The organism is Escherichia sp. KTE159, assembly GCF_000408805.1.
GTDB classification, from domain to species: domain Bacteria; phylum Pseudomonadota; class Gammaproteobacteria; order Enterobacterales; family Enterobacteriaceae; genus Escherichia; species Escherichia marmotae.
In genome coordinates this window covers 12536-34568 of record NZ_KE137292.1, presented here as the reverse complement: position 1 = coordinate 34568, position 22033 = coordinate 12536, and the positions used below count along the sequence as shown (strand labels likewise).

Annotated in this window: 18 protein-coding genes and 1 pseudogene; 5 read left to right on the top strand and 14 right to left on the bottom strand. The window is 52.3% G+C overall.

Annotated elements, in window-relative coordinates:
- Positions 1-13: 13 nt before the first annotated feature.
- From A31E_RS20970 to tssH, 14 genes and pseudogenes are all read right to left on the bottom strand, one after another.
- The gene (locus A31E_RS20970) at positions 14-385 is read right to left on the bottom strand and encodes a hypothetical protein (protein ID WP_016248322.1); all 372 of its coding nucleotides are present in this window, start codon (positions 383-385) and stop codon (positions 14-16) included.
- Positions 382-1116, bottom strand: a complete 735-nt coding sequence (locus A31E_RS20975) for a hypothetical protein (protein WP_016248321.1) — start codon at positions 1114-1116, stop codon at positions 382-384. Before A31E_RS20975 ends, A31E_RS20970 begins: the two co-directional genes overlap by 4 nt.
- 191 nt (positions 1117-1307) lie before the next feature.
- Positions 1308-2072 (bottom strand): TagF domain-containing protein, encoded by a 765-nt coding sequence (locus tag A31E_RS20980; RefSeq protein ID WP_016248320.1) that lies wholly within the window; start codon positions 2070-2072, stop codon positions 1308-1310.
- On the bottom strand, positions 2072-5938 hold the full coding sequence (gene tssM, locus A31E_RS20985) for a type VI secretion system membrane subunit TssM (RefSeq protein WP_001515761.1): 3867 nt from the start codon (positions 5936-5938) through the stop codon (positions 2072-2074). Before tssM ends, A31E_RS20980 begins: the two co-directional genes overlap by 1 nt.
- A gap of 295 nt (positions 5939-6233) precedes the next feature.
- Complete coding sequence (locus A31E_RS20990) at positions 6234-6908, bottom strand: hypothetical protein (protein WP_016248319.1); 675 nt, start codon at positions 6906-6908, stop codon at positions 6234-6236.
- 5 nt (positions 6909-6913) lie between these two features.
- A complete protein-coding gene (gene tssL, locus A31E_RS20995; protein WP_016248318.1) occupies positions 6914-8230 on the bottom strand; it encodes a type VI secretion system protein TssL, long form in 1317 nt (438 codons plus the stop codon).
- Positions 8227-9564, bottom strand: a complete 1338-nt coding sequence (tssK, locus tag A31E_RS21000; protein WP_016248317.1) for a type VI secretion system baseplate subunit TssK — start codon at positions 9562-9564, stop codon at positions 8227-8229. The genes tssL and tssK overlap by 4 nt, the downstream gene beginning before the upstream one ends.
- Before the next feature lie 3 nt (positions 9565-9567).
- Entirely contained in the window at positions 9568-10101 is a 534-nt protein-coding gene (tssJ, locus tag A31E_RS21005) for a type VI secretion system lipoprotein TssJ (protein ID WP_001045927.1), read from the bottom strand.
- Between the two features lie 67 nt (positions 10102-10168).
- Positions 10169-10654: an Hcp family type VI secretion system effector gene (locus tag A31E_RS21010; protein WP_000312805.1), complete on the bottom strand. Its 486-nt coding sequence runs from the start codon at positions 10652-10654 to the stop codon at positions 10169-10171.
- A 180-nt stretch (positions 10655-10834) separates the two neighbouring features.
- Positions 10835-11287, bottom strand: coding sequence for an STY0301 family protein (locus A31E_RS26545; protein ID WP_001515757.1), 453 nt, complete (start codon positions 11285-11287; stop codon positions 10835-10837).
- Positions 11288-11299: 12 nt separating this feature from the next.
- Complete coding sequence (locus A31E_RS21020) at positions 11300-11707, bottom strand: BPSL0067 family protein (protein ID WP_000332236.1); 408 nt, start codon at positions 11705-11707, stop codon at positions 11300-11302.
- A gap of 51 nt (positions 11708-11758) precedes the next feature.
- Positions 11759-13272 (bottom strand): annotated as a pseudogene (gene tssC / locus A31E_RS0122060) (type VI secretion system contractile sheath large subunit).
- A 24-nt stretch (positions 13273-13296) separates the two neighbouring features.
- Positions 13297-13842, bottom strand: coding sequence for a type VI secretion system contractile sheath small subunit (tssB, locus tag A31E_RS21025; protein WP_000996822.1), 546 nt, complete (start codon positions 13840-13842; stop codon positions 13297-13299).
- Positions 13843-13942: 100 nt separating this feature from the next.
- Positions 13943-16585, bottom strand: a complete 2643-nt coding sequence (tssH, locus tag A31E_RS21030) for a type VI secretion system ATPase TssH (protein ID WP_016248314.1) — start codon at positions 16583-16585, stop codon at positions 13943-13945.
- 332 nt (positions 16586-16917) lie between these two features.
- Here tssH and tagK point away from each other — a divergent pair, with 332 nt between their 5' ends.
- Genes tagK through tssG form a run of 5 tightly spaced genes read left to right on the top strand, consistent with a single transcriptional unit; the run spans position 16918 to position 22031 of the window.
- A complete protein-coding gene (gene tagK, locus A31E_RS21035; protein ID WP_000812393.1) occupies positions 16918-17829 on the top strand; it encodes a type VI secretion system-associated protein TagK in 912 nt (303 codons plus the stop codon).
- Positions 17819-18649: a type VI secretion system accessory protein TagJ gene (locus tag A31E_RS21040; RefSeq protein ID WP_000183894.1), complete on the top strand. Its 831-nt coding sequence runs from the start codon at positions 17819-17821 to the stop codon at positions 18647-18649. Before tagK ends, A31E_RS21040 begins: the two co-directional genes overlap by 11 nt.
- Positions 18646-19140, top strand: a complete 495-nt coding sequence (gene tssE / locus A31E_RS21045; RefSeq protein WP_001515754.1) for a type VI secretion system baseplate subunit TssE — start codon at positions 18646-18648, stop codon at positions 19138-19140. The genes A31E_RS21040 and tssE overlap by 4 nt, the downstream gene beginning before the upstream one ends.
- A gap of 15 nt (positions 19141-19155) precedes the next feature.
- Positions 19156-21039 (top strand): type VI secretion system baseplate subunit TssF, encoded by a 1884-nt coding sequence (tssF, locus tag A31E_RS21050; protein ID WP_016248313.1) that lies wholly within the window; start codon positions 19156-19158, stop codon positions 21037-21039.
- Positions 21036-22031: a type VI secretion system baseplate subunit TssG gene (gene tssG / locus A31E_RS21055; protein ID WP_001515752.1), complete on the top strand. Its 996-nt coding sequence runs from the start codon at positions 21036-21038 to the stop codon at positions 22029-22031. Before tssF ends, tssG begins: the two co-directional genes overlap by 4 nt.
- Positions 22032-22033: the final 2 nt, after the last annotated feature.

The window sequence follows — 22033 nt, the reverse complement described above, 5'->3', positions numbered from 1 at the left end:
CTTTAATATCGGATTAGAATTTAGCGCCCGGCGGCCAGAAAAAATAAGAAATAACCCGCCACTGTCCATCTTTATAATGAAAAAAACATGTCAGATTTAAATCCCCCGGCAAATGCCAAAATATTTCTTTGATGGGGATATTTCTGAATTCAGGTTTTGTTGAGCGATAGGTATTTTCAATTTCTATATAATATTCACCGACAAATTTATAACGAGGTTTTATAAATTCATACGCTGGCTGACCATAGTTATTTAATAGAACATTCTCTTCAACTCCATTATACACACCACTCGCATTCAGATAAGCATGCCCAGGAATATCAGACATGTTATTTTTCGCCCCACCCACTATCAAAAAAATAATCACAGCGTATATTAGTTTCATTTTTTTACGCTTTTCACAAAAAAATTAGAACCCGGAACCATTCTATTTAACCGCTCAATGACATTTCCCATATAACGAGAGCGCAGCTCCATACCAATATTCATTAACGCACTGGCATCCCCGGAAAATGGGGTAGTTGCTTTATCTGCATCATCACTATAGTATTCATCAGTAAGATATCCAATAATATGCCCAAGCTCGTGAGACAACCCTATTTGCTCATGGCAAACTTTTGATGAACCAAGACATTTAGCTGCAGCAACTATATCTTTAGAGTCAAGTTCCACGTATCGACTATTCCAGACAATGGAACTCTGACGAAAACTATTTGGATCATCATTATCAATTTTAAACACCACTACATCCCAATACCCATAACGATCAGTCTGAATTATTTCTATTGTGAAAGGTAAATCCTTACCATTAAACTTACTGACAAACTCAGACTTCCCAGAAACGGATAAAAAAACCTTATTATTCCATGTTTGATTAATGACAAAAATAACTTTCCCATGAAAGGTATTTTTCTCCATATCTGTCCAATCAGTTTTTGCATCCCATCTTTTTATCCAATTATATTTCCATCTCAGCAATAATGAGATTGCACCATTTTCACGGTCAATTCTTAAATCTCCCCAGGCATCATTGTCCCTGATATATCGTTTATCCAGCATTAAGTCGTCATAAGCATCGTATGCCTGCTGAATAGCCTCATCATGAGAGTTACCCATGTTCACCTCCTTATATTGCTATATATCCAATAAACCTGAAGATGATTGCTTACCCACCAATGCAGACGGGACCAGGGGTAGCCTGAAGTCAACAAATAGCAATCAACTTGAAGTTCAGGGGTATATTTGTTTCCCATCTACACGTTTATCGTCATATTTTTGTATAGCTATTCTCAGCATTCGTGGGCACATTATTTTTTCTCCAACCGCAGCGCATCCACATACCGCCCCTCGCTGTTCTGCTGCCAGAACCAGCCTTGCCCCTGCTGCGCCTGCGCCAGCATTTTGTCCGGCCAGCCTGGCCACGGCAGGTGGCGCACACCAGGCAATTCCACTATCGGCGCGTCCGGTAGCCCGGTGAGTTCCCGGCTACGCTGCGGTACACGTCGCAAGCCGCGCAGCCACTGCGCCCAGCGCGGCCCCGGCCGCCACATCGCCCACAGTTGATCTGTCTGCTCTGCCAGCCGCCCGCAGCATTCTGTCTGTGGTGAGACATATACTGCCGCCAACTGCGCCAGCCAGTACAACCAGCCCTGCGTGTCATCCAGGCTCTCTTCCAGCCATTCCCGTCCGGCACGCTGATAAATCACCAGCGGCCACGGTCTGCCCGTACTGTCTCGCGATGCGGTCAATACTCCGGTCAGCCATTCATCACGCCCGCCAATGGGGAGAAACCCCGGCGATAGCACAAAACTCCACGGCAATGGGTGGTGCTCCGGCAGCGTCTTTTTCTCACGCGGTGACAGGTGCATCCAGCCGTTGTTTGCTCCAGCCTTCGCAGCATCCGTTCCTTCCGGCAGAACAATATGCCGCCCCTGTCCCAGCCACGTCTGCTGGTTCAGCCATGCCTGCCACACCTGCGCTTCGTTCGCACTCACCCGCCAGCGCACGTAGTCCCGCTGGTCCGGCAGTCTGCCGAACATCGCCGGAGTCGATACTGCCGTAGCCCGGCGCATCAAAGCGTCCTCTCCGGGCAGGCGAAGCGTTGCAGTAGCCCCCGGTTCACCGGGTCAAAATCCCGCCCAGCGGTAATCTCCAGCACCACCCGCCGCCCATCAAAACTGTACTCCACCTGCTGAGTTCCCCGTACCGCTGTCTCCTGCGCGTTACCCGCATCCAGCAGATGAAACAGCGCCCACGGCCCGTTAGTCAGTAGCGTCGAGGTGTCCTGGCGGATGCGCGGGCTGGCGGTGATTTCCGCCATTGAGCCATTACGCGGCCCGGGCCAGCTCACTTTCAGCGGCCTGACCGGGCCGTGAGCGTAACGCAGCACCTGCCCGTCAATGTCAATCACCAGTTCGGTGATGGCAGGGTCCATATCCACGACGCGGACCTGCATCGCCCAGGAGAACTTTTTCCCGCCTTCCCCGTTAAAAAAAACGCTACGGATCTGCTTTGCTTCCTGAAACGGTGTCAGATCCGGCCCGAGCAATGTCATGTTGCCTTCAGTCGGCTTGTAGCGCCACGGGTTACTGGCAGTGTCCGCCAGCGGGGCAAGTTGCTTCGTCCAGAAAGCATCCAGCACGCCGCCGCTGGCAAAGATACGGTTAAAATCATCCGCACTGACTTCCTGTGGGCTGTCGGCAAAGGGGTAGCGTCCGTCAATGGCATCACGACACTCATCACCGATCACCGCCTCCATTTGCGCATTCAGCACTTCACCCGTTCCGGCGTTGATTTTGCGCGTCCCCTGCTGTGTTAAATCCAGCAGAATATTTTTCAGCGGTGCAGGCAGTTTTGCTGCCTCCAGTTGAAGTTTATCCGCCGCCGAAATGCGGCCCGGTAATGTGCTGGCCGCCAGCGCACTGTCGGCAATGGTGAGCTGGGTGTAATACTCATTGAGCATCGTCAGCAACGAATTAAGCTGTGGTGCGCTGCCCCCTTGTGCGCTGTCCGTACGCCCGGAAACCACTTCCCGCAATGCGGCAAAACGATCATCCACCAGTGTTTTCTCCAGACGTTCTTCCGGATGGATGTCCTGCAACAGCTTCGCCGTCTGTACCGCTTTCCCCGCATTACCGGAAAGCCGATCCTGCGCTCGCTGAGCCATCTGCTTTTGTCTGGCCTGCGCATCCAGCGGCGGCACCAGGGTGGTCTGATCTACCACGACTTTACTCAGCCGCATCAGCGGGGAATCAGGTGAGGCCAGAGTACGCAGCACCTGAAGGTCATACGCCAGTCCGGGGCTGCCGTCTTCCCCAGCGCTGTTGATGCTGTGAATGCTTGCCAGAAAATCCTGCCAGCGGCGGGCATATTCAGCGAGGTACAGGCGACGGACTTCACGGGTAATCGGGAGTTCCTGTCCCGGTAACTGGCTCATTACAATCTCAGTCGTTTTTTTTTGCGCACTTTCGCGCCCCATCACCCAGGCGTCATCCGCTGATGCGGCGGCGACAAACTCCGACAGCCGTTTGTCGAACAGTTCCCGGTAGCCTTCGCGGGTGAAGATGCCAGGCACGCCACGATCTAATGGCGCACCATCCGTGCGGACAAAAACCGTTCCCGCATCCGCGCCCACGGCACGAACCAGCGAAAACTCCTGCGGCGCTTCGCTCTCCATAGAAGCCAGTGCACGAGTATAGATACGCTCGGTGCTGGTATGACCGTCAAGAAAGGCTCGCGCCAGGCGGATCAGCCCCTCATCTTTTTCGTATGGCGAATGCACCACGCGACTGCCGTCAAACAGAGCATCGATATGTTCCAGCACGGCTGCGCGACCGCCGAAATCTGCCACGCTGTCGCGGTTGTTCAGATCGTTCAACACCCAGGCGTGGATCTCCGCGGCGTTGTATTTGTCCTCGTGGTCTTTATCGAGGTTCAGCAGCAGATAAACATGCAGAGCGTCATAGGCAGCTTTACTGTCCTGACGGGCAATCGCATCCGAAAGTACGTATTCCATGCGCTTCACCAACGGCGGTAGCAGTAACTGGTCAAGCAGGCGGTCATACAGGGATGCCACGCTCTCCATCACCGGAGGGACGCTGTAAAGACCATAACGCCAGGCCAGCGGCGGTGAGTCCGGATCCAACCCCGGCCAGGCAGAGAGCGCCCGCGCCTGGTTCAGTAATGCGGGAACCGGCTGCATGGCGGGTTTTCCGGTATAGGCTTTGACGTCATCATCCAGTTGGGTCGTCCGGTTGGTGATTTCATGCAGATAATCGCTGTTACCCTGCTGGCTGCCCTGCATTCCCTGCCACAACCAGAAAGCCAGCGCCAGTACCAGCAGATGCCCACCGGTACGCAGCAGGCGGTAACGCCAGGCCCACTGAAGGTTCGGCTCCACCATGTGCGCTTCACGGAAGATAAATTTAGTCAGCAGGTCATGGAGAAAATAGCTTCGGTTGCCATCCGGCAGAGTATGGGACGGAGACTCCTCGTTCCCTTTTATTGCCCGGACAAAACGCTGCCAGATGCCCGTCTGGTCTGCTACGGCGTCTGCCTGCGCCTGTGCGGCACTGGTGAAAAATACCCCGCGCAGGGTGTTGTTAAGCTGGGTGGCATCGAATTTTGAATCGAGGAAAATCTGTTCAATGGCTTCCAGCAATGGCGTGCCCAGCGCGGCAAATTCACGCGGGAAGCGGTAGAGCCGTTGGCGGCTTTTAAGGTCGTACTCTTCCTGCAACCGACTATCCATCCCCTGATCCAGCCGCAGCGTCAGATTTGCCAGTTCCTGACCACAGAGCGCATGCAGTGACTGCGAATCACTGGCGTGACGCCTGCGGCTGTATGGCAGAGTAAAGCCCCAGACCTGAGCACGCAGGTGACTGGTCAATCCACGGAAATACTCCGTAAAGCCGGGTAGCAGATCCATTTTGGTGACAACCAGATAAACCGGGAAACGAATGCCCAGTGTCTCCCGCAGTTCCGCCAGCCGCGCACGCAGGGCTGCACAGGCAGCCAGCCGTTCAGCCGGGGATTGTGCGGTCAAATCTGCCACATTCAGCGTCAAAATTACGCCGTTCAGCGGCGCGCCGGGACGGTGTTTACGCAGTAGCCCCAGAAATCCCTGCCATTCCCCGGCGTTGCGCTGGGTTGCACTGATTTCACCGCCATCATCGTGGCGGGCATAGCGCCCGGCGGTGTCAATGAGCACAGCCTCATTAGTAAACCACCAGTCGCAGTGCAACGTGCCGCCGCCCGGCACGGTGAGGATATGCGCGGTCTGCTCCATCTGTTCCGCCAGCGGAAACTGTAGCCCGGTGTTAAGCAGCGCGGTGGTTTTACCATCACCGGGGCTGCCGATAACCATGAACCACGGCAGTTCGTACAGAAAGCGTTTCCCTTCCAGGACCTTACGCCAACCAGGTAGATCCACACGCAGTTGTTTCAGTTGTCGGATGGCGCGGTTGAAAATATGGCTGACGGTGCGCAGATCGGCCTTAATTTCCCCTGCCACCGGTACGTCTTCCCCGCGCGGATGCAAGAAACGGCGCAGCAGTTGTTCATCCAGACGCAACGCCCGCCAAAGCCGGTACAGGCCATACAGCGCATAGCTCAGCAGGATCATGCCGATTAGCGTCAGACGCAGCCACAGCGGCGCAAACGGGCGAACGTCACCGAAGGCCAGCAACGGTGAGACAAAGCCGATAACCAGGCACAGAACCGTCACGCCAATGATGCTCATCGACCAATTCACCAGCCACAGCGCGAGGAACATTAGTAACAGAACGATAGTGACTACCCTACTCCCCACGGATGCAAGCGGATGCAGGGTATCAAACGCCACCAGCGGCCCGAGAAACCAGACCAGTAGCGCCAACGCCACCACGCAGACAACGACCAGCGCACGGCGGGAAAACAGCAGACTGAGAAATTTTTGCATTATTGTTCAGAACTCCATGCGATAATCAGTAATAGCAAAATGCCGCAAGCTGAAAAAATCCGTCCAATACGGGCTACTGAAAAAAAATAAAGAGCAATCTGAACAATTATCAAAATAAAATAAATCAACATTTTGATTATTTCTCTGTTCCCATTTCCCTGAGGCAACGCTGTTATTGAAGGATCTATATCCTGCATCTATTGATACTCACTCCCGGAAAAAAGCATAATGATGATCAGACCCATAATGAATAATAACCATCCTGATATTTGAATTATTCTTCTCACGAAGACTCCTAATGGGCGATGAGTAAACGAGAGAAATGCAACCAGTTGTTGACAATAAAATTGCCATAGCTGGTATCTTCCTTTATTTTCTCCAGGGTAAGCGACATACCCCGGTTATAACGGGCACCAATAATTCTTATCTGCTCTTCCGTCAGGTGTGGTAAGGAGGACTGAAATCCATCTCTTTCAGCTAATTGATAAAGATGTCTGGCCACAAGTTGAATATTAAAAATATCATGCTGGAGGCAATTTGCCAGTTCACGCAATTGAGAGGTATCCATTTTTGACTCATCAAGCCCAGGTGTTCTGGCTGTGGTTCGCAATTGCATACTCACTGCACCAAAAGATGTTTTTTCTGGTCTCGAAGTCATGGTGATATGTTCATCAATCCACTCAGGCCCACTCCAGTTAATAGTCCGAACATCAAATGCCAGCATATCTACAATACAGGGCTCTCCCCCGACTTCTATCCAACACACACCAGCCAGTAAAGGCGCTGGCAAATTATATGTATTGGCAGCCGACGTTATCAGAAGGTGGTTATGTTTCACCCAGCGATCTTTGAAATAACGCCCATAAGGTACACCTTCGCCCCATTTTTTTGGGGCTAATTTCCAGAAAAGAAATTCGGTCACGCCCCATACCGGTGAATGATTCGATGCATTGCAGTCCAGATTCTTCATTTTTCTCACTCCACCACCAGAATTTCCACCCGGCGATTCTGCGCCCGTCCGGTTTTAGTGCTGTTATCGGCCACTGGTGCGGTATCCCCTTTCCCGACAACCCGGATCCGGCTGGCCGAAACGCCACCGGACGTCAGCAACGAAGCCACTTCTGCCGCACGTTTTTCTGATAACACCTGATTCGACGGGAATTCAGCGGAGTGGATAGGCTGGCTGTCGGTGTGACCGGTCACCGTCACCGCACCGCCCACACGCGCAATCTCGCGCGCGGCCTTATCAATCACCGGGCGGAGCGCATCATTTACGGTTTTCTGCCCCGGTATAAACATCGTATCGCCTCGGAAGATCACACGGCTGTGATGGTCATCTTCCTCCACCGTCAGCAGGCCACGGGCAATTTCGTTCGCCAGCAGGATCTTCAGTCGCAGTTTGTGCACCGGAATCGGTGGCGGCGACAGGTGTTTACCGATGGCGTCGATATGCTGCTGTACGGTTAAGGTGGCGAGATTCATCCGGTGGCTGTAAAGGCCAAACAACGTCAGCATCACCAGCAGAGCTATTCCGGCACTCAGCCAGACCGGCACCCGGCGCATCCGGCGCATCCGTCCGCTGACAGCTCCGGTAAATCCCGGCGAGAGCGTCGGCGTGACCGGATCGCGGCGCTGGACCAGTTGGGTCAGCAGTTGCTGGCGAATATCGTCCAGTTGCTTACGTCCGTCGGGCCGTACGCTGTAGCGACCTTCAAAACCCAGCCCCAGAATGTGGTAAATAATTTCCAGCACATCGCTGTGCTCCTGGAAGCTGGAGGCCAGACGACCAATTATCTGAAATAGTTTGATACCGCCTTCACTTTCGCCATGAAAAGTGACCAGCAGACTCTTCCCAGCCCAGACACCGCGTCGTCCCCAGGTGGTGTTGTTGGCGGCTTCATCAAGCGACGTACACAGGCAGTAGCGCACCGCCAACACATGTTCGCGGCGCAGGTTTGCCTGGTCGCACAGCGTCTGATACCGACGAACTTCACGCTCCAGCAGGGCGCGGTAATGTTCGACAAAAGCAGGGGCAAGTTCACGGGGCATCTGCGCCAGTGCGCACAGCAGCGGACTTGCCGCCGCCAGCAGGGGATTAGCCGCAGCGGTGATTTCGGCCAGCCGGAGTTTCATATCCGGGCCGTCTTCAACCACCACCTTTATATCTTCCCTGCGAAGGCTGTCCTGTATTGCGATATCATAACCTTCATTATCAGGTGGTTTTGTCTCCCCCACTGATGGCTGGAATGGCTGGGTATTCATCGCAGGATGCGTCAGAATATCGTCGGTCATTTATCGCGAACTCCCCACAGCTCCAGCCCTGGAAATTCTCCGGCGGTATGCATTGCCATGCCGCCATAGCGGGCGATATGTTCCCACAGCACGCCGTCGCGACGGATGTCGTAATAGATATAACCGGACTGGAACGGAATCTGACGCGGCGGCACCGGCAGCACCTGTAAAGCAAGGCCCGGCAGGTGCGAACGAATCAGCTCCGGCAGGCGTTCGGACGGCCCTATTTTGGTCTGAGCCGAAAAATGTTGCAGCAAGGTTTCGGCGGACATCTGCGCCTTCACCGCCAATACTAACGAGCTGAAATCTGACAGTTCGGTAGGTTCAATCACCGCATTGAGAATACCGTAAGTTCCCTCCTCCAGAGTGATTCGCTGCGCCCCGCGGATCAGCACAGCATTTAGCAGATACTGCACCTCATCTACCACCGATTTCAGCCCGGCATAGGGCGTCAGGTGCTTATATTCTTTATATTTTTCCGGACGGCGTGTTTGCGGACGCACATAGGTAGAGAGTTCTCCGGCCAGTGCGCAAAGATTACGATAGAGCACTTCAGGCGACAGCGGCGTTTTCGACATATGGATCAGTAAGGGGCCAAAACGATTGAGAATTTGCAATAGCAGGTAATCCGACACTTCCGCCGCCTCATGGCCGTGTTTATCACTGCCCGTCAATCGCTCAGCCAGAGAATTTGCCCGCATTTTGATCAGATCGTTGATCCACGACAACCATGTACATATCAGTGAACTTGCCTGATAGTTCACCACCGGCGGGATCAAATCTTCGTCAATATCAACCCGCCCCTCTGGATGCAATGCTGTGATACGTGTCAGCGGCAGGCCGATCCACGCATCCGTCACCGCCTTTTCCGGCAACAGACGGAGGCGCAGGTGGCTGAGTTGCAACAGTTGTGCGCCGCGCCCCAATGAGTTTGCATCACGGATTTCATTTTCATGAACCGAAAAGCGTGCCAGCGATTCTGGATTATTGCCAAAACTGGTTTCTTCGCTGTTCGGTGTGCGTATTGGCACCGCCAAATAAATCAATTGGTTAAGGTGCTCTGGCAGGATGGTAAGAGGCGGCGGTAGTGGTGTGTGTCCCGGCGCATTAAACGGTGTTCCGTCGGCAAACACCCCAAAAGCCTTCGTGAGTACCAGCTTTCCGATGTTCAGTGCTTCACTGTCAATGCCGTATTCACTGAAGCCCCAGAAAAAGGGGGAAAGAGGCAAACTGCGGTAATGAATGACATGTTCCAGATAGCGTTCCTGCTGCTGAAACATCTGTGGCAGCAAAAATTGCCCTTCACTCCAGACTACCCGGTTATTCCAACTCATAATTTACTCATCCCGTTCTTTAATCACTATGGCGCTTTGCTCTATACCGGCATCCAGTTCGACTTTTTTCTTTGGCATAAAGCGGCTGTACCAGCTTTTTTCCGGGGGATCAGGAATTTTATACGTGACTCGCCATACCGATTTTCCCAGATTGCGATAGCCAGCAAGGATCCCCAGTGCCGTGGTTTCTTTATTGAGAGAGCGACGCAGCTTTTTCTCCTCGCCCGGACGCAGGATAAAGCTGTCGCGGTGCAGTAAATCATCGGTAAGAACAGTTTTGTCATTGTCCTGAAGAGACCACCAGTCCGCCGCCGTGAAAGCTGCATCATTTTTCAGTTCATAAACGCGTATCTCTATGGGCGCGGCTTTCTTCTGATTGTCTGGGTTCACCTTATCGGAAGCCTTCATCACCAGATCAAGTCGCTGTGACATCAGGTCCGGCACGGTGTCGCTGTCAATGCTGCACCCGGGCAAAAGGCAGATAAAAAACAACGCTACCGCCCATAACCGCCAACCGGGGTCACGCCATTTATTCACTATAATTTCCTTTAAAATCAAATAATAAATAACGGCCAGGCTATATACCTGGCCGGAAAAAAATTGCTTAAATTTCTTTGTTAGCTTTGAAATCGTAACCTGCCGTGATAGTGCCGCCGCTGCCGCCCTGCTGGTTCTGCACCACGTATTCCTGTTTCACGGTGCTGAAAGAGAGTTCGACTCTTTCGCGGGAGGCGATCTCGCCCTCCTTGCTACCACTGGGGGAAACCACAGCCACAATCAGGTCAGTAAAAGTGTACTTGAGGTATTCCAGCGGATTGCCGCCTGCTTTACGCATGACAAGGATGGACTTCGGAATGTGCTTGCCGGAGGAGCAGTATTTGAACAGGTTCGGGCTGGCGCGATCGATATAATGTTCAAACTCCAGGTTAGTCACGGAGACTTTACCGGATCCCAGGCCGCTGCCCGCGTGCATGGTGGATTCCTGGTGGATATTCCAGCGCCAGCTCAGCACCTCAATTTCATTTTTATGTTTGTCATCCATTGACTCGCCGTCAATGCCGTCAATTTTCAAAAAAATGTCATAAGCCATTTTTATTTCCTTATTAAGAATTACTTAAAAATAATCTCTGATTTATCTGCATAGCTGAATGCAGATAAACCATTGCCGTACAGAACCCCCTCTCCTTTATTTCAGAAGAACAGAAGGCTGTATAATTTCCGGTAATGAGATACCAGTATTTAATTAATTTACATGTTGAATGTATTACGTCTATTTACATATCACAGATATCAATGACTCTCCTTGTTCCCGCTGACGCTGTAAAGAAGATGCCTGGCACTGTGTTGCAGATGCTGGTACTGGTTGTGATAACCAAACCTGTCCGTGGTTATAAATACAAGAAACCCAGTAACGCTCACTATCCTGATTAGTGGTCATTGTGGTATCCCATATTTGCCTGGTTTCACCCTTTATTTTCTCTGTCTCTGGTTTTAGATCTATCCGATTTTCAGGTTTTCCCTGCGACATCCCTACGCCGTCCAGCCACAGACGGGGTTCATAGCGGGAAGATCCCTGCCAGGATGCAGGTACATCCGACTCCAGTACTGTCGTTGAGGATTTTATATTGATAAACTCGGGGCAACTGACTTCCCACGCTGCAACAAATTGTGAATAAAACAACATATACCCCAATAACAGAGAAAAAATAAAACGGGTCCCCATTGAATCTATCCTCTACTCAATAACATAAAAAGCTTCAGCGTTATTACTGGCATCATGATATGTCCCATCACTGCGCATCCCACCTTTTCTGGAGATTTTGCGCGCAGATACATTCGAGGCTTTGCCTGTCCACTGATCCATAACATAAATATACGAATCATCCTGTTCGAGATAGAAAGCAGCATGTTTATGAGCATTGTCCCCCGATGGATATTTCCCATTCACAAAAGTCGCAATTGCTGTTCCTCTGGGAATCGATTTGTCTCCGAAAACCTTCCGACCCTGCTTCCACGTTCCGGTATGCCCCACATGTGCATATACCTGAACCAAGAACACACATTCCTTTCTGTCTCCTGCCCCCGCCATTCCCACCATTTCAGTGCCCTGCAATGAATCTACCAGTCCATAAACATATGCCATATATCCCCCCTGAGTATTACCCGACATCATTCATTAAAATATTCATAAAAATCAGGAAGTACCCTGTTTTACTGACGGCAGTTTTGTCACCAGACGCAGCGATCCTGTTAATCCTTCAAGCTGAAAATGCGGGCGCAGGAAGAATTTGGCATCGTAATAACCCGGATTCCCCTCCACTTCTTCCACCACTACCTCAGCAGCAGCCAACGGACGGCGGGCTTTGGTTTCCTGCGAGGAGTTCACCGGATCGGCATCAACGTAGTTCATGATCCATTCATTGAGCCAGCGCTGCATATCTTCACGCTCTTTGAACGAGCCAATCTTGTCGCGCACGATACATTTGAGGAAGTGCGCAAACCGCGAGCAGGCGAATAGATACGGCAGGCGTGCGGAGAGATTGGCGTTGGCCGTAGCGTCCGGATCGTAATATTCCTGTGGTTTTTGCAACGACTGTGCGCCAATGAAGGCGGCGTAATCAGAGTTTTTGCGGTGGATCAGCGGGATAAAACCATTTTTCGCCAGTTCAGCTTCCCGACGGTCAGAGATGGCAATTTCCGTCGGACATTTCATGTCCACACCACCATCGTCGGTAGGGAATGTATGACAGGGTAGGTTTTCCACCGCACCACCAGACTCCACACCACGGATCAACGTACACCAACCGTAATGTTTGAAAGAACGGTTGATATTTACGCCCATTGCATAGGCAGCATTGCTCCAGACATATTTGCTGTGGTCTGCACCATCTGCATCTTCTTCAAAATCAAACTCATCGACAGGGTTTGTTTTCGCACCATAAGGCAAACGGGAGAGAAAACGTGGCATCGTCAGGCCAATGTAACGAGAATCCTCACTTTTTCGCAGCGAATTCCACGGAGCATATTCGAGGTTTTGGGTCACAATTTTGGTCAGATCACGCGGGTTAGCCAGTTCCTGCCAGGAGTCCATCTGCAACACTGACGGAGAGGCCCCGGCAATAAACGGCGCATGGGCTGAGGCAGCCACTTTGGCAATGGAGCCGAGCAGATCCACATCCGGCGGGGTGTGATCAAAATAATAATCCGCAATGATACAACCGTAGGGTTCTCCGCCTAACTGCCCATATTCAGCTTCATACAGCTTTTTGAACATGGGGCTTTGATCCCAGGCGATCCCTTTGTAACGCTTCATATTTTCCGCAATTCATCCTTTGAAAGGTTCATAAAGCGGATTTTTAATTTTTCATCGGTTTCGGTGTTGTAAACCAAATGTTCCATCCCACGCCAGGAAGACTCCAGTTTCTGAAAATCCGGATGACTCAGGATTAGCTTGATCTGTTCCGTTAATTTGAAATCGATCTGCTCAATAATCGTAGCAATACTTTTGTAAGCATCGTCACTGACGGTGACTGTATTTGTCAGAGCCTGTTGGGCCAGCGTCTGAACTGCAGCCTCAACAGCCTTTGCAGCCTGAGGTGTCTTGGGACGGAAGGCTTTATCCAGCAGTGAATCAAATTCAGTGTCCTGATAGGCTGTGCTTTGCTCAGCAGTGAGATCGCCTGTCGCCAGAAGAGTATCGTTTACCATGAAAGTTCCTTAATAAAATCGCAGTTAGTCTGTTGTTCCCGTTTCACCTGATAAGACACTTTCCTGTTGAGTGACAGGTTTTGGTGCACTGGCCAGAGCGTTCAGTAACGTCGGGTCTTGTAAGAGTTTATTGATCAGATTTTCTGCTCCTGCTTTACCATCCATATAGGTTTGTAGGTTGGCAAGCTGAGTACGTGCTTCCAGCAGTTGGTTCAGGGCGTCCACCTTGCGGGCAATCTGCGCAGGTGAAAAATCATCCATATTCTCCAGCGTAATATCGACCATTAACTGCCCTTCGCCCGTCAGCGTATTGGGGACAGCAAACGCCACGCGCGGCGCAATAGCCTTCATTCGCTCGTTGAAATTGTCGATGTCAATATCAAGGAATTTACGATCGGTTACTGTGGGCAACTCTTCACGTGGCTTACCGGCCAGATCGGCCAGCACCGCCATGACAAACGGCAGTTCGATTTTTTTTTCGGAGCCATAAATCTCAACGTCATACTCAATCTGCACGCGGGGCGCACGGTTGCGGGCAATAAACTTCTGCGCGCTGTTGTTGATAGCCATAATCCTTCATTTCCTTATCAGTCAGCCGCCGACCGCCAGGAGAGCGGTTCAACGGTACAGTTTAAAAATGCACAGCAAACAGTTGGTTCATACGGATAAATCATGCTTCATGAACCGTTTCAAAAATAATCTGTTCATCCTCATCAACACGAATGCGGATTTGCGTGATGGCCGTTTTCTCTGTCATCGCCTGCAACCAGTAACGGGACAGTTGTGGGAGGAGATGTTGTTCGATATAGCCGATAAGCAAACGAGCGCCGGTTTCGTGCATCGGGCAATGTGCCACTATGTGCGTAATTAATTCATCGCCATAGACGAGTGAAACGCCATGCTGCTCTGCCATCCGATCCATCAGCCTGTCAAGATGCAGGCGGGCAATAACGCCACGCGCCGTCTCATCCAGCGGCAGATAGGGGATAACCGTCACCCGTCCCAGGAAAGCAGCCGGGAAGTGTTTGCGTAACTCCGGCATTAAGGCTTCTTTTAATCCTGACAAATCAGGCAGTAGCGCCGGATCCTCACACATCTGGCTGATAAGGTCCGCTCCTGCGTTAGTGGTCAACAACAGCGTGGTATTTTTGAAATCGATGTGGACACCTTCGCCATCCTCCATCGCGCCTTTATCAAATACCTGGTAGAACAACTCATGGACGTCATGATGGGCTTTTTCAATTTCGTCGAGCAGCACCACGCTCCAGGGATGACGACGTACAGCTTCCGTCAACACGCCGCCTTCGCCATAGCCCACGTAGCCGGGCGGCGCACCTTTCAGCGTGGAGACGGTATGGGACTCCTGAAACTCGCTCATATTGATGGTGATCAGGTTCTGTTCGCCGCCGTAAATAGCTTCCGCCAGCGCCAGCGCGGTTTCGGTCTTACCCACACCGGACGGCCCGGCCAGCAGAAAGACACCCACTGGTTTACGCGGGTCACCTAAACCCGCCCGCGCGGTCTGGATACGCTCACCAATCTGCACCAGCGCATCCATCTGCCCGGTAACACGCTGCGCCAGACGGATGGGGAGTTCGAGGATCTGGCTGGCTTCATCTTTCACCATGCGCCCGGCGGGAATGCCTGTCCAGTCGGAGACAATCGCTGCCACCACCGCCGCGTTAACTTCCGGGAACACAATGGGGTTTTCACCCTGCCAGACTCGTAATGCAGTTTCCGACTGTTGTAACGTGGTTTCATCACGCTCATCGGGCTCTGCGGCACGCTGTTCCTGTAAGGTATGAACCAACTCCAGTTCCTGCTGCCAGCGCGCTTCGGTGTCAGAAAGATCTACATTCAGTGAGGCGATCCGTATCGTCAGTATGTCGCCCCGCTCTGCGCGGATACCCATTTTTTCCTGCTTTAATAACAACTCCTGCTCCAGTTCGGCGGCATTGAGCTGCTGACGCAGATACTGGACTTTCGCTGGTGGGGTATGCAGCGACAGCGCTACACGGGCCGCCGCCGTATCCAGCAAGCTGATAGCCTTGTCCGGTAGCTGCCGGGCCGGAATGTAACGGTGAGAAAGCTGTACGGCGGCGCGCACAGCCTCATCAAGGATCAGGACGTCATGGTGTTTTTCCAGCGTGGTGACTAACCCGCGTACCATCTCAACAGCAGCAACCTCTTCCGGCTCTGCCACCTGCAACACCTGAAAACGCCGGGTCAGCGCCGGATCTTTTTCGATATGGCGTTTGTACTCACTCCAGGTGGTTGCGCCGATGGTGCGCAGGGTGCCACGCGCCAGCGCCGGTTTCAGCAGATTGGCAGCGTCGCCCGTACCGGATGTACCACCAGCGCCCACCAGGGTGTGAACTTCATCGACAAACAGAATAACCGGCTGCGGCGAACGCGCAGCCTCTTCCAACAGCGCCTTCAGGCGGGATTCAAATTCGCCCTTCATGGACGCCCCGGCCAGCAGCGCCCCGACATCCAGCGACAGCAGACGCACGTTTCGCAGTGAAGGCGGCACTTCGCCCCGGGCAATCGCCAGCGCAAATCCTTCCACCACAGCCGTTTTCCCGACGCCCGCCTCGCCGGTCAGCAGCGGATTGTTCTGCCGACGACGCAGCAGAATATCCGTCATGGTACGAATTTCGTGTTCGCGGCCGGTGACCGGATCAATATTGCCTTCACGCGCCAGTGTAGTCATGTCCTGACAGTATTTCGCCAGCGCAGATTTACTTCCGCTTGATTCGCTGGCAAATACCTGGCTAGCTTCCCCCGGTACTGCAGAATTCAAACCCGAGCCGCCATATGGCATTTCTGTTATTTCAGAAGATGATGTGATTAAAGACGGAAGGATATCTAATAGTTCATCTACCGGTAGCCCAGCCAAAGGCGCACAGATATTTTTTAACACCCGATGCAATTCTGGCGTGGTTAACCAGGCAAGTAATAACCAGCCACTACGAATTTTTTGATCACCAAAACGGATACTTGCCAACATCCAGGCTTTTTCGACAGATAGATCGATATGATGGGAAAAATCGTTAATTACACTCGCCCCGGCAGGCAATATCTCCAGTTGTCGAATTAACGCATTCTCTACATCAGCAGATGTTATTTGATAGTGTCGAAGCACATTGTGAATGTCATTCTCTGGTTGTTGTATGAGTTGATGCAACCAATGTGTCAGTTCGACATAAGGATTAGCACGTAATTTACAGAACGTTGTCGCGGATTCCAAAGATCTAAATAAAGATTTGGTCAGCTTTCCATATAGTGCACTGCGTGAAACAGGAGTGTCCATCTGTTACACCTGATGATGTAAAATCATATAAATGATACATAAGCATAACTGTATCGATTAAAATTCCTAATTAATAGAATTATCAAAAACCCGGAATGAAACAATGATGCATATCACAGAACACAATGTAATATAGCAGTTAGTATCTTTTTTATGGTGATATTCAATATAGCAATTTAATTTCATATATATTATGAATATATTACACTAAAAATCACCACTATATATTTCTGCGAAGACTAATATTGATAAAGCAAATTGATCAGTATTGCTTATCTAAAAATTTTAATTAATTATTCTGTTGAAAAAAACACTCTACACAGTGATATGCAATGAAACAAAATATTACCTGGGGACTACAAAAAATACAGGCGCATGGGATCTCCGATAACACAATTTATGCGACTGCAGGAACCCAAATTATCTTCACCGTTACCACTCCCTGGATCCCTGTTTTTGAGGCAAATGATGATGTAAAGATTGCCCTCAGTCTGACCCGCCACGAAGAGGCATGGTGGATAATTAATCAGTCTGATGAATATTGTTGCACGGTAAATGATCAGATTGTCGAGCCGCATCACCGTATGCGCCTGAACGAAGGAGACTTGATTGAATGGGGATTATCTTCATGGTGTCTTGTGCGCGGTAACCTACCATCCACGGCTTTACACGTGGAAAAGACGACAGCGCAGATTACCGCTTCACCAAAAACAATGATTGAGTATCTCGATCTCGACTGGTTTCGACAACAGCAAACACAACCGCAAAACCCGTTCGATATCATTCCGATCCACGGCGCAGTCACCACAGAAGTTGCCCCAGAAACAGATAACCCACTCCCCCTTCTTTATCAAGAATACCGCCAGGCGTTGTCGTCCCCCGAACAGGATATTCATCACCATGTTGATCCTTTTCCCCTGTACGAAGAGGCAGTCACACAGGATCTGACCTCCTTATGCAGCCTGACCTCTGAAACTGATACATTGCAGGATATAGTCACTGGTGGGCTAAGTATTGACGCGATTCTCGATGTGCTGGATACCACCGGCGAAGAAGAAACCACCTGGCCTGTCGAAACGATTCTCCCCGATATCCTGCATCTGCTTTCCCCGGAATATGCACAGGAAACGATACATAACGCCATTCTACCCGACCTGACACAACGTGAGCACCGCATCATCGGCATTGACAGTCATTACCGGGTCACCCCGGTACAACACGGAGATATTTATCATGACAAATAATAACGTGCTACCGGCGATGTTGTCGGCGCTGTTGCGGGATTATTCTGTAGCGGAAGGAATTCAGATAGCGGAGCAACAGGTAAAGAAGCAGCCGACGTTGGCTTCACATCGGCACAATCTGTTTCAGTTATTGTGCGTGACAGGCTGTTGGTCGCGGGCGCTACAACAAATTCAGCTTTGCGCCCGAATAGACGCTAATTATACCCGAGAGGCTCAGATATTTGGGGAGCTGATCCGCTGTGAGATATACCGCCACACCTGCTTTCAGGGGGAACAGCGTCCCGGTTTTATTCTCTCCCCGCCCGCGTGGATGGAGAATTTGCTGGCCGCCCTCACCGGTAACACCCGTGGTGAAGCGCAGGAAGCTGATGTCCACCGCAACCGCGCACTTGAGGCCATCACAGACACTACCGGGCAGTGGAATGGCGGTAAATTTGACTGGATTAGTGACAGTGATTCCCGTACCGGCCCGGTACTCGAACTGATCGCGGGCGGTGTATATATCTGGCTGCCATTTTCACAAATTCGTTCGCTGAAATCGCCACGGCCCGTGCATCTGACCGATTTGCTCTGGAAACCCGTCAACATCACCCTGCATAACGGTGACACGCACAGCGCCTGGCTGTTTTCCCGCTACAGCGGTTCTGAAAGTGCTTCTGACACCTTACGCCTTTGCCGGGAAACCGTCTGGCAGGACGGGCCAGGAGATACCCTGGTTACGGCACTGGGACAAAAAATGTGGCTCACCAGTCACGGCGATATTAGCCTGCTGGATATGACCGCCTGTACCTTTAATGCGCCCGAAGGTAGTGACGCATGAGCGACTTTCGCCTGCGCCATAGCAACCACCTGATGCCTACATTGTTTGATCGACTGTGTGACGATGCTCCACAGCAGAAGCGCGACCACGATATCAGCGTCAGTCCGGTACAGCTCAGGGAGATCATCCGTAGGGATTTGTCATTTTTGCTCAACACGGTCAGTCATGAAGATAATATTGATGCCGCGCGTTACCCGCAGGCTGCGGCTTCCGTACTGAACTACGGTCTGCCGCCGCTGGCTGGCAGCTTTCTGTATGAACACAAATGGGACGATATCCGCAGGGCCATTTTACGTACCATCATTCGGTTTGAACCCCGCCTGAAAGCATCCACTCTGCAAATCATCCCGCTCCAGGATGAGCGCCGCCAGAGCGGTCATAACACATTACAGTTTGAAATTCGCGGCGAAATCCTCACGCAGCCGTACCCTACAGCATTTCGGGTACGCAGCGTGCTGGATATGGAACAGAGCCACATTACATTTTTTTAATACAGAAGGTGACCGATGGATCCACGGCTACTGGAATACTACAACCGCGAACTGAGCTATCTGCGGGAAACGGGAGCCGAATTTGCCGCCCGTCATCCTAAAGTCGCCGCCCGGCTGGGTATGCATGGAACGGATATTGCCGATCCGTATGTAGAAAGGATGGTCGAGGCCTTCAGCTTCCTGACCGCCCGCACGCAGCTTAAAATTGATGCTGAATTCCCCCGACTCACCCAGCGTCTGTTGGAGGTCGTCAGCCCTAATTACGTTACCCCCACGCCCTCAATGAGTGTGGCGCAACTCCATCCCGACCCGGAAGAAGGTGATCTGGCAAAGGGGTTCACCGTACCGCGCAGCACTGCCTTTTTTTCCGCCATCCCGGAAGGTGAAAGCACCGCCTGTCAGTTTCGCAGCAGCCAGGATGTGACACTGTGGCCACTTGCCATCGAAGAAGCACGTCTGACCGCCGCACCGCCAGATATGCCCGCCCTGCACCGCTACCTGCCTGCTAACATTCACGTTGCTGGCGCGCTGCGTATTACCTTGCGCACCTTCGGTGAACTGACTTTCAGCCAGCTTGCCGGGCTGGACAGGCTGCCGCTTTATCTCTGCGGCGAGGAACGCACGGCCTCACACCTGTTCGAACTGCTGCATACCAGCGCTATCGCCACACTGGTTGGCGTTCCGGGCCATTTTGACGGCATGTTGGATGTGAACCTGAAACAGCCCGTCATGTATGAGGGTCTGGAGCCGGATCAGGGACTACTGCCGCTGGCGTGGAACGTATTCCACGGCCATAACCTGTTGCATGAATATTTCGCCTGCCCGGAGCGATTTTATTTTTTCACACCAACGGGACTGTCTGCCGGGCTACAGAAAATTCACGGCGGCGTGGCGGAAATCGTCATTTTGCTGAACCGCCTGCCGCCGGACTGGCTTACCCACCAGACGGATGCCACACAGCTCAGTCTATTCTGTACCCCGGTTGTCAACCTGTTCCCCCGAGTCACCGCCCGGATCGACGTCACGCACAGCACGACGGAGCAGCATCTGATAGTAGACAGAACCCATCCACTGGATTATGAGGTGTTCTCGGTTCAGGAAGTGGAAGGGCTGGAAACTGACACCACACGGAAGATAGCCTTTCGCCCGCTCTACCACACGCGCAATAACGATGAAGGCAACCACGGGCGTTATTTTTCCCTGCGCCGGGAACCGCGCCGCTTATCAGAAAACGCCCGCCGTTACGGCACCCGAACCCCCTATACGGGTTCGGAAGTGTTCCTGTCACTGGTTGATCAGTATGAAGCGCCGTACCCGGAAAATCTGCGCCATATCACCATCACGGCCATGATAACCAACCGCGATCTCCCCTGTCTTATTACACGCAATGGCCGGAACGACCTGACCGTGGATGCGGCAATCCCGGTGGCGGGCGTCGGGCTTATCCGTCCACCGCGACCGCCGCAGCCCCCGCTGGCTGAACGTGAAATGGCCTGGCGGTTGATCCGCCAGTTATCTTTTAATTATCTGCCACTGGCCGATCTGGATCACCGCACCGGCGGCCAGGCGTTGCGCGATCTGCTGAGCCTGTTTATTCCGGCGCATGACAGTCCGCTGTCGCGTCAGGTGCGTAGTCTGGTTGGCTGCAAAACGACACCGGTCACACGTCGTCTGCCAGGTTCCGGTTTGCTGGTCTATGGTCGAGGCGTCAGTTGTGAACTGACCGTGGATGAAGAAGGCTTCTCGGGTATCAGTCCATATCTGTTCGGTCTGGTGCTGGAGCATTATATCGCCCGTCATGTTTCCATTAACACCTTCTCGCAAATGACGCTACACAGCATGCAGCGCGGCAGAATTATGACCTGGCCGGTCAGGGCTGGACAGCGGGGAAGCATATGAGCGGCAATTTCACGCAGGCGCAGGAAACTCCCTGGCGTTACGGTTTTCTGAACCTGATGCGTCGCGTTGATGTGCAGTTGTGCACCATCCCGGCTGGCGGCACATGGCAACCGAGGATGGAAAAATTTCGCCTGGGACAAACACCTGCGCTGACCTTTGCACCAAGGGAAATCGCCAGTGTGAGCTGGCAGGAAGGACGACTGAACATCAGCCTTTACAGCCTCGGGCTGTGGGGGCCGAACGGCCCGCTACCGCTGCACTACACAGAACTGGCACATAACCGGACCGAAAGCCGCCGCGATCCGACACTAACTCGTTTTTCCGATCTTTTTCATCACCGCTGGCTGACGCAATTTTACCAGGCATGGCGCAGCGCTCAGTCCGCCGGGGGCGGTCTGGATAATCCGCAACATGACCGCTTTGCCTTTTATATCGCCAGTCTCAGCGGACAGGATTTGCGGGAATGCGCCGACAGCCCGTTGCCGGATCACGTTCGCCTTGCGGCATCGGCTCATCTGGTGCGTGAATCCCGCAATCCGGACGGACTGGCAGCCACGCTGGCGCACTATTTCGGCGTGCCATTCCGGGTACAGGAGTACGTTTTGCACTGGATAGCCGTAGCAAATGACGAGATCACCCGACTGGGCATTCCTGCCCCCTCTTCCGTTATTGGCAACGGCGCACTCATAGGACAGGCCGTACCGGACATGCAGTATAAGTTTCGGCTGGTCATTGGTCCGCTGACACTAGAGGATTACCAACGTTTTCTGCCTGGCGGCAATAATTTGCCGGTGCTGACGGAACTGGTTCGCGCCTTCACCGGTTTTGAATACTGCTGGGAAATTGAGCTACAGCTTAAACCACACACTGCACCTCCGGTTGTTACAGGCGGCCCATACCAGCTTGGCTGGACTGCCTGGGCTGGAAAGGCCATGCATGATAACCCGGTGACGGGCATGATTTTCGAACCTGAACACTATCTGGCGTACTGAGG